This window comes from Pontibacterium granulatum, from assembly GCF_029961155.1.
Classification (GTDB): Bacteria; Pseudomonadota; Gammaproteobacteria; order Pseudomonadales; family Balneatricaceae; genus Pontibacterium; species Pontibacterium granulatum.
This window is the reverse complement of the sequence record NZ_JASBRH010000010.1, coordinates 145,449-153,507: the sequence shown is the minus strand read 5'-3', so window position 1 is coordinate 153,507 and position 8,059 is coordinate 145,449. Positions and strand designations below refer to the sequence as shown.

Annotated in this window: 8 protein-coding genes; 3 read left to right on the top strand and 5 right to left on the bottom strand. The window is 52.7% G+C overall.

Features of this window, described 5'->3' with window-relative positions; genetic code table 11:
• On the top strand, positions 1 to 777 hold a 777-nt coding region (locus QKW35_RS11735), incomplete at its 5' end, for an AMP-binding protein (RefSeq protein ID WP_282353304.1).
• A gap of 455 nt (positions 778 to 1,232) precedes the next feature.
• Positions 1,233 to 1,661 carry an RrF2 family transcriptional regulator gene (locus tag QKW35_RS11730; protein ID WP_282353303.1) on the top strand — a complete coding sequence of 143 codons (429 nt, stop codon included), beginning with the start codon at positions 1,233 to 1,235 and terminating at the stop codon, positions 1,659 to 1,661.
• On the opposite strand, the gene QKW35_RS11725 is transcribed toward QKW35_RS11730, so the two are convergent.
• Positions 1,645 to 2,685: an NAD(P)/FAD-dependent oxidoreductase gene (locus QKW35_RS11725; RefSeq protein WP_282353301.1), complete on the bottom strand. Its 1,041-nt coding sequence runs from the start codon at positions 2,683 to 2,685 to the stop codon at positions 1,645 to 1,647. The genes QKW35_RS11730 and QKW35_RS11725 overlap by 17 nt on opposite strands.
• Before the next feature lie 14 nt (positions 2,686 to 2,699).
• The gene (locus QKW35_RS11720) at positions 2,700 to 3,089 is read right to left on the bottom strand and encodes a hypothetical protein (RefSeq protein WP_282353299.1); all 390 of its coding nucleotides are present in this window, start codon (positions 3,087 to 3,089) and stop codon (positions 2,700 to 2,702) included.
• A 136-nt stretch (positions 3,090 to 3,225) separates the two neighbouring features.
• Here QKW35_RS11720 and QKW35_RS11715 point away from each other — a divergent pair, with 136 nt between their 5' ends.
• On the top strand, positions 3,226 to 3,429 hold the full coding sequence (locus tag QKW35_RS11715; protein WP_282353298.1) for a hypothetical protein: 204 nt from the start codon (positions 3,226 to 3,228) through the stop codon (positions 3,427 to 3,429).
• 50 nt (positions 3,430 to 3,479) lie between these two features.
• On the opposite strand, the gene rraA is transcribed toward QKW35_RS11715, so the two are convergent.
• The 3 genes from rraA to ydiJ all read right to left on the bottom strand — a co-directional run bounded on the left by rraA (position 3,480) and on the right by ydiJ (position 7,924).
• The gene (gene rraA / locus QKW35_RS11710) at positions 3,480 to 3,968 is read right to left on the bottom strand and encodes a ribonuclease E activity regulator RraA (protein ID WP_282353296.1); all 489 of its coding nucleotides are present in this window, start codon (positions 3,966 to 3,968) and stop codon (positions 3,480 to 3,482) included.
• Between the two features lie 245 nt (positions 3,969 to 4,213).
• Positions 4,214 to 4,774, bottom strand: a complete 561-nt coding sequence (locus QKW35_RS11705; RefSeq protein ID WP_282353295.1) for a class I SAM-dependent methyltransferase — start codon at positions 4,772 to 4,774, stop codon at positions 4,214 to 4,216.
• 87 nt (positions 4,775 to 4,861) lie between these two features.
• Positions 4,862 to 7,924: a D-2-hydroxyglutarate dehydrogenase YdiJ gene (gene ydiJ, locus QKW35_RS11700; protein ID WP_282353294.1), complete on the bottom strand. Its 3,063-nt coding sequence runs from the start codon at positions 7,922 to 7,924 to the stop codon at positions 4,862 to 4,864.
• Between the last annotated feature and the right edge of the window lie 135 nt (positions 7,925 to 8,059).

The window sequence follows — 8,059 nt, the reverse complement described above, 5'->3', positions numbered from 1 at the left end:
CAGCTGATCCAGGATTTTGATCCGGACATTATCATGGTGACGCCATCCTACATGCTGAACCTGATCGACGAGATGGAACGCCAGAACGTTGATCCACACAAGCTGGCATTGCGCATCGGTATATTTGGCGCCGAGCCGTGGACCGACGAGATGCGTAAGAATATGGAAGGTCGCCTGGGTATCGATGCCCTGGACATCTACGGCCTGTCCGAAGTAATGGGACCGGGTGTCGCCCAGGAGTGTATCGAAACCAAAGATGGCCCAACCATCTGGGAAGACCACTTCTACCCAGAGATCATCGATCCGAATACCGGTGAGGTGCTGCCGGATGGTGAATACGGCGAGCTGGTCTTCACCTCTTTGACCAAAGAAGCGCTGCCGATCATCCGGTACCGCACCCGCGACCTGACCCGTTTGTTGCCGGGTACCGCCCGCCCAATGCGTCGTATCGACAAAATCACTGGCCGCTCCGACGATATGTTGATCATCCGTGGCGTGAACGTGTTCCCGACTCAGATCGAAGAACAGATTCTCAAAATCCCTGCTCTGGCGCCTCACTACGAGATTGTGGTGACCAAAGAAGGCAATCTGGACAAGGTACTGGTGAAGGTTGAGCTAACCCCCGAAGCGCTGAGCGCACCTCAGGATGCGGTCAGCAAAGAGCTGGCGCACCACATCAAGTCTGTAGTGGGTATCAGTACCAAGATCGAGATTGTGGCAACCGGTGATATTCCACGCTCTGAAGGTAAAGCGAAACGCGTCTTCGACAAGCGATAAGCCTCCCGCCCTATTCAAGACACCAATGAACCCCGCTCAATGAGCGGGGTTCATTTTTTATTTTGAAGATCACGGCCATCAGACTGGCAGCGAATCCTGAGTCGCAACAGCCGAAGGCAATGCAGTCGTAAAAACACGCTCTATTCTGCAGATCCCCATCAATAGACGAATCAATCAAGATTCTGCTGGGCCTCGCAGCGCAACTATTTTAGGTACCCATGATTACCGTCAAACAGGACCTTTTTATAACTTCTTTAGAGACGTGGATGGTTTAAAATAGGACCATCGTGCTAAAAACTGGAGATGTTCATAATCTGGCTTTCTATTCCCAAATAAGGGAAGTTTTTCGCAAAAACGGGATCAAAAATATAGGCCTGACTAGTTACCAAACCAAGCTTGCAGTATCCCGTGAGCTTACGTATATTCACCGCATCCTTTTGTGAGCAAATGCTAATATGCAACTGAGCCGATTTACCGACTACACTCTCAGAGTTCTCTTCTATACAGCCGTAAACAACGACCGCCTCACCACGCTTGCTGAAATCGCAGGCTTCTACGAAATATCCATCGAGCATCTGCGTAAAGTTGTGCATGCCCTGTCTAAGTCCGGCTACCTGCAAACCTTCCGCGGTAAGAATGGCGGCATCCGTCTGGCCGTTTCTCCTGAAGAGATCAATCTGGGCGATGTAGTTGCACAATCGGAAGGCACCAGTCCACTGGTGGACTGTATGGGCCAGGAATGCAAACTGACAGGCTTCTGTACACTTCAACCGATCTTTCGTGAAGCGCAACAGGCGTTTATGGATACACTGCGCAAATACACCCTCGCCCAGATGCTCGACAGTCCGCAACTCCAGAGTCAGCTGATCACAACAGATCGCTAAGATCCGGGGAGACGCCCAGGCGTTCATGCAGCGCCGGGCTGGTTGTAGTGTACTGCAGATAGACTTTCTCATCCGGATTCAAGCGAGCCTTAATGGCGAATGCCGCCAACGCAGCCTCGTGGAATCCACTTAAGATCAACTTCTTCTTCCCCGGATACCAGTTACAGTCGCCAATGGAATAGATGCCGTCACGATTGGTCATGAACTTCTCTGTATCCACCTTGGCCTGATTCCGCTCTGTTTCGATCCCCCAGGAGTCAAGAGTGCCACTATCCGGGCTGAGACCAAAGAACACCAGCAGGTGGTCCATCTCCAGGCGGCGTACCACACCGTCCATGGACATAACCTTCAAACCAACCAACTCGCCATTACGCTGCACATAGTCCACCACTCTGCCCGTCAGGAACTGCATATGGTGGTCATCACAGAGGGCATGCATCTTCTCAACTGTATGGCTTTGTGCCCTGAAGCGATCCGAACGGTGGATCAATACGACACTTTCCGCTTCAGGGTGCAGTCGCATCACCCAATCCAACGCAGAATCACCACCACCCAGAATCACTAAACGTTTGCCATGATGACGTGTTTCATCAGTGACCGCATAGAACAACTGGCTATCCTCGAAACGGTCGATGCCATCGACCTTCAATCGAATCGGCCGGATCGCACCTGCTCCCGTCGCAATTACAGCCGCAGCGGTATCAAATTGCAGTCCGTTATCGGTCTCAAGTAGAAACCGACCATCGTCCTGAGGCGCTATCTTTGCGACGCGCTGTTCGAAGTGAAATTCAGGATTGAAGGGCGCGATCTGAGCCATCAGGTTCTCTACCAAACCTCGTGCGGAAATCTCCGGGATAGCGGGAATGTCATAGATCGGCTTATCAGGATACAGCTGGATACACTGTCCACCCGCATAAGGCAGTGCTTCTACTACATGCGCACTAATCCCCAGCAACCCCAGCTCAAACACCTGAAACAGGCCACACGGTCCTGCACCTACAATCACCACGTCGGTTTTGATCATGCCATCCTCCGGTTTTAGTCAGCCAGAAAAGCCTCTGCCAGTTGCCTGGAATGATTTGCCTCCAGCCAGCCAAACAGGTCTCGTTCTTCAAAACGTACATGCTCCTTCAAACAGTGCGCGAATCTGATGATCGCTTCAGGATCTTCCTTTGCTAGCAGCTCTCGAAGCTCTCGGTGGTCACCTAGGAAGCGCTCTTTATACGCCCCCGACAACAAATTCTGAAAGCCCCTCTCTTCCTCTGCGAAGTGCAGTTCCAGTTCTACTTGGAGCTCAGCACGGACTTCTCTCCAATAAGTTATAAGTAAGTTTTCAGGTTTTTGCTCAAGTGCCTGAATGCGTTTTGCCACCACCAGTGCCCGGTGATGCTCCCGACTTAGAGGGATCAGAGCCTCGCTACGTTTCAAATTTCCACTCCTCTTCCTACGAACATCGGCCGATACAAGGCCAATTCTAAAGAAATGCACTTAACATGTATTTTGTAACCATGTTATCATCAACAATAACATGTTCTGCTAATACATTTAAATAGGAGAGAGGTTCATGGTGGTTTGGAGCGATACAGAGCTATGGGTCTTCGGGGCGCTGGTAGGAATGGTGCTGCTGAAGCTCTGGAGCGTATGGCATGTTTCGGTCAAGGCCAAGGCCGATCGCAATGGACGCCTGATTTTTCTGGGACTAATCATCGGTCTGACGCTTTTTGGAGTAGGTGCCAAAACCTACATCAGCATGATGATGGGGGTATAAGCGGACAAGAAAAAGCCGGGTCATAATACCCGGCTTCTGTAGAGGAGGGATTACCCCTCAACCTCCAGTTTCTGTGGGGATACCAGAATGCCGTTGTTATCGGCATATACGTATTCACCCGGACGGAAGGTTACACCACCGAATGAAACCTCTACATTCAGGTCACCCAGACCACGCTTATCGGTTTTCATCGGATGAGTACCCAGTGCCTGAACGCCAAGATCGGTCTCGCCAATTGCATTAACATCACGGATACAACCGTTGATGATGATGCCCGCCCAACCGTTTTTCGCTGCTTTCTCCGCCAGCATGTCGCCCAGCATTGCGCGACGCATAGAGGCGCCACCGTCAACAACCAGCACTTTACCTTCACCTGGCAGTGCAACCTGCTCGCGTACCTTGGAGTTATCTTCAAACGCTTTCAGGGTGACAATTTCACCACCAAAACGTTCACGGCCACCGAAGTTTCCAAACATCGGTTCTACAACCTGTACCAGCTCAGGGAACTGATCACAGAGTTCAGGCAGCAGATCTTTCACAGCTTGCTCCTTAGATTATTCGAATAATTATGTTTGTAACCCGTGCTTGGCTCTCAGACATTCTCTTCGGAAGGTTCCGCCTTTAGCAACAGGTCTATTTACCCTTGTAGACGAAAAATCGTCTGGCTCAGTGGGGAAACACTGTCCCCGAAAGCAACCACAGTGTGTCTTATTTATTGTGCAATTGCACTACAACCTTAGGGTGGAAACCGAGATGTGAAACAATCTGTTTGCAGATCAGCCGCTTATAGACGGCGGAAGAGGTAGTGATCCATCCAGTTGCCACCGCTTGCTGTGGAGCTGTATTCGATCAACTCCAACCCGGGGTGGACCGCTTCAAGCTCACCCGGCTCCAGGCAGAAACGCCTGGAGAAACCGGTCTGCACATGGTGCTCGACATTGAAGGTGGTCAGAAGCACCCGGCCACCCGGCACAACGTGCTCAACCAGTTCCTGCCAGAGTTCAGGCACCGGCTTGTACAAGGTGATGACGGCATTATCGAACTGTCCCAGTCCGCCTAGCGCACCGGGTTGTTCAAGATCACATACTTGGGTGGCAACCTGATTACCCTGCTCTTTTGCGAACGCCGCTAACCGTTCAAGACCATTTTCCGAGATATCCAGCGCGATTACAGCAAACCCTTCGCGTGCCAACAGCAGTGAGGCCGCACCGTCCCCTGCAGCAATATCCAACACGCTACCTGGCTTCAGACTATCGATATGTTTCTGTAGAAAGGAAGGTGCTGATGGTGGCTGGGCACCTTTGCTCTGGTAACGGGCATTCCACTTATCACGGGCTGCTGACATTAGAGAGTTCCTTTGCGGGAATTTTGATGGGCAAACTATACACCGCCCCGCTATGGACGTAACGGGGCGGCTTAGTCAGGAGGATTATCAGCTAACGCGCTGCAGCACATCCAGCAGGGTCTGCACTGGATGTGGCAGTTGCTGCTGATCGATACGTTTTACCTGAGAACGGCAGGAGTAACCGGTCGCAACCAACTTGCCTTTGTTTTCAGGATTGTTCACCACATCAGCCCAGCTCATCTCGTAGATCTTGCGGGATGTATTGTAGTTGGCAGTCTCGTGCCCATAAGTACCGGACATACCGCAACAACCGGTCGCCACGACGTCCAGCTTCTGGCCAAGCGCGGCAAAGATGCTCTGCCACTGCTTGATAGACGGTGCCGCCGAGGTTTTCTCAGTACAGTGCGCCATCAGCTTGTATTCCCCCTGTGGCAACACACCTGCAACCCGCTCCAGTTTATCCAGGTTACCCGCCAGCCACTCCTGAATCAGTTGCACTGGTGGCTGTGTATCATTGTTATCGTAGCTGTACTCCTGACGGTAGGTCAGCGTCATGGACGGATCGATACCGATCAGGTCAATCTCCGTAGCCGCCAGTTCGTTCAGCATCTTGCGGTTTTTCGCCGCGATCTTCTCGAACTGATCCATGAAACCGTGTACGTGCAGCGGCTTACCGTTTGGTTTAAACGGCGCCACCATCACGTAGAAGCCCAGGCTGCCCAGCAGATCGATCAGATCCAGTACCAGCTGGGTCTCGAAGTAGCTGGTAAAGGCATCCTGTACGATGATCACCGCACGCTCACGCTGTACATTGGACAGACGGCTGATCACGTCCATGCTGGCGAACTCGACGCCACGCTCTTCCATACCCAGTTTCAGGCTGTTGGTACAGATGGTTGGACTGTCCACCATGCCCATGTGACGCTGGAACAACCGTTTCATGGTGCCGTTACGCATCGCCCAGTTGTACGGTGCAGGAAACTTAGCCAGGTATGGGATCATCAGTTCCAGGGAACCCACCATGTAATCCTTCATCGGACGCAGGTAGCGGCTGTGGTACACCTCCAGGAAGCGGGAGCGGAAGTCCGGTACGTTTACCTTGATCGGGCACTGGCCAACACAGGATTTACATGCCAGACAGCCCTGCATCGCATCGTACACTTCATGGTTGAAGTCATATTCGCCACGACGCTTGGCCAGCGTGTTTTTGACCTTTCGTGGCAGGCTGCGCAGGAAGGACTCGCCTTTAACTTTCTCGCTCTCTTTTGTTAGATCCACGCCCTGGTTGGACATCAGGCGGGTCCATTCACGGATCAGAGAGGAACGCCCCTTCGGCGAATGCACACGCTCACGGGTCGCCTTCCAGGATGGGCACATGGCGTCGTTTGGATCGTAGTTGTAGCACGCACCATTGCCGTTACAGTACATCGCAGCATCGTAGTACTGGAAAGTATTCGGATCGATCTGACGGTCGTATTGCCCACGGGTTGGTACGCCATCCACTTTCAGCAGTTCAGCACCTTCAATCGCCGGTGTGGCGATCTTACCCGGGTTCAGCTGATTGCGTGGGTCGAAGCAACCTTTGATACGCTGGATCTCTGCGTACAACTCACCAAAGAATTCCGGCGCATACTCAGAACGTACGCCTTTACCGTGTTCGCCCCACAACAGACCTTTGTATTTCTGGGTCAGCGCAACCACCTGATCGGTCACGTCACGGATCAGGGATTCCTGCACTTCATCCTTCATGTCGATCGCCGGGCGTACGTGCAGTACACCTGCATCCACATGCCCGAACATTCCGTAGGCCAGATCACGTTCATCCAACACGGCGCGGAACTCCATGATGAAGTCCGCCAGATTTTCCGGCGGTACCGCGGTATCTTCCACAAATGGGATCGGACGTTTCTGACCTTTGGCATTCCCCAGCAGGCCAACCGCTTTCTTACGCATTGCCCAGATCTTTTTGATCTCGTCCGCACCGTACACCACGGTGTGGCCGAAGCTTTTCCCTTCCTGGCCCGCGACCGCTTCCAGATGGTTGGTCAGCTTTTCTACTTTGGCACGCAGCTCGGCTTCGTCATCGCCGGTGTATTCCACCAGGTTGATGCCGCTGATCTCCGGCTCGCCTTCGGTGGTCGGGAAATAATCCGCAACGGTGTCCCAGATAATGTCGCCCATCGCCAGGTTCAAAACCTTGGAGTCAACCGTCTCAACAGAGGTTGGACCGTACTCCATGATCGCGGTTGCATCACGCAGAGAGGATTCGAAGCTGTCGTACTTAACGTTCACCAGGGCGGCATATTTTGGGATCGGCAGCACGTTCAGCTTGGCCTCAGCGATAAACGCCAGAGAACCTTCTGCACCGCAGAGCACGGAGTTCAGGTTGAAGTTCCTGTCCTCATCGTAGATATGCGCCAGGTCGTAACCGGTCAGGCAGCGGTTCAGCTTCGGGAACTTGGCATCGATCAGCGCTTTCTTGGTGGTAAAGATCTCGTCCACCACGCGATGCGCTTCACCTACCCGGTCGTCACGCTGCTTAACCTCAGCCAGCTTTTCCGCAGTGATCGGTGCGGATTCCCACACGGTGCCATCCAGGAAGACCGATTTCAGCTCCAGCACATGGTCACGGGTCTTACCGTACATGCAGGAGCCCTGACCGCTGGCGTCGGTGTTGATCATACCGCCTACGGTGGCACGGTTACTGGTCGACAGCTCAGGGGCGAAGAAGAAGCCGTAGGGTTTCAGCGCAGCGTTCAGTTGGTCTTTTACCACCCCGCCCTGTACACGTACCCAACGCTCTTCTGCATTGATCTCCAGTACCTGATTCATATGGCGGGACACGTCCACCAGCAGACCATCAGTCAAAGACTGACCGTTGGTGCCCGTACCGCCACCACGTGGGCTTAGCACGACTTCTGTATATTCCGGCTGATTGGAGAGCTTGGCGATGCGTACCAGATCCTCAAGGGTTTTCGGGTACAGCACACCCTGTGGCAGCATCTGGTAGATACTGTTGTCGGTTGCCAACACAACACGGTTGGCATAATCAGGATTCAGATCACCTTCGAAGCCCTGGGCTTTAAGCCGCTCGATGAATTGCAGATACAGCTTTTGCGTCGCATCGATCTCAGATATGCGTGGAATCATGGTACGGGGTAAATCCTTAAAAAGTGAAGTAACCGCAGTGCCCGGCAGTGATACGCAACAGCTACAGCACGGGCTTTGTATTTATGGAAGCAATGATGCAGAATCTCTATTTATCAATCAAATGATAAAATCAAA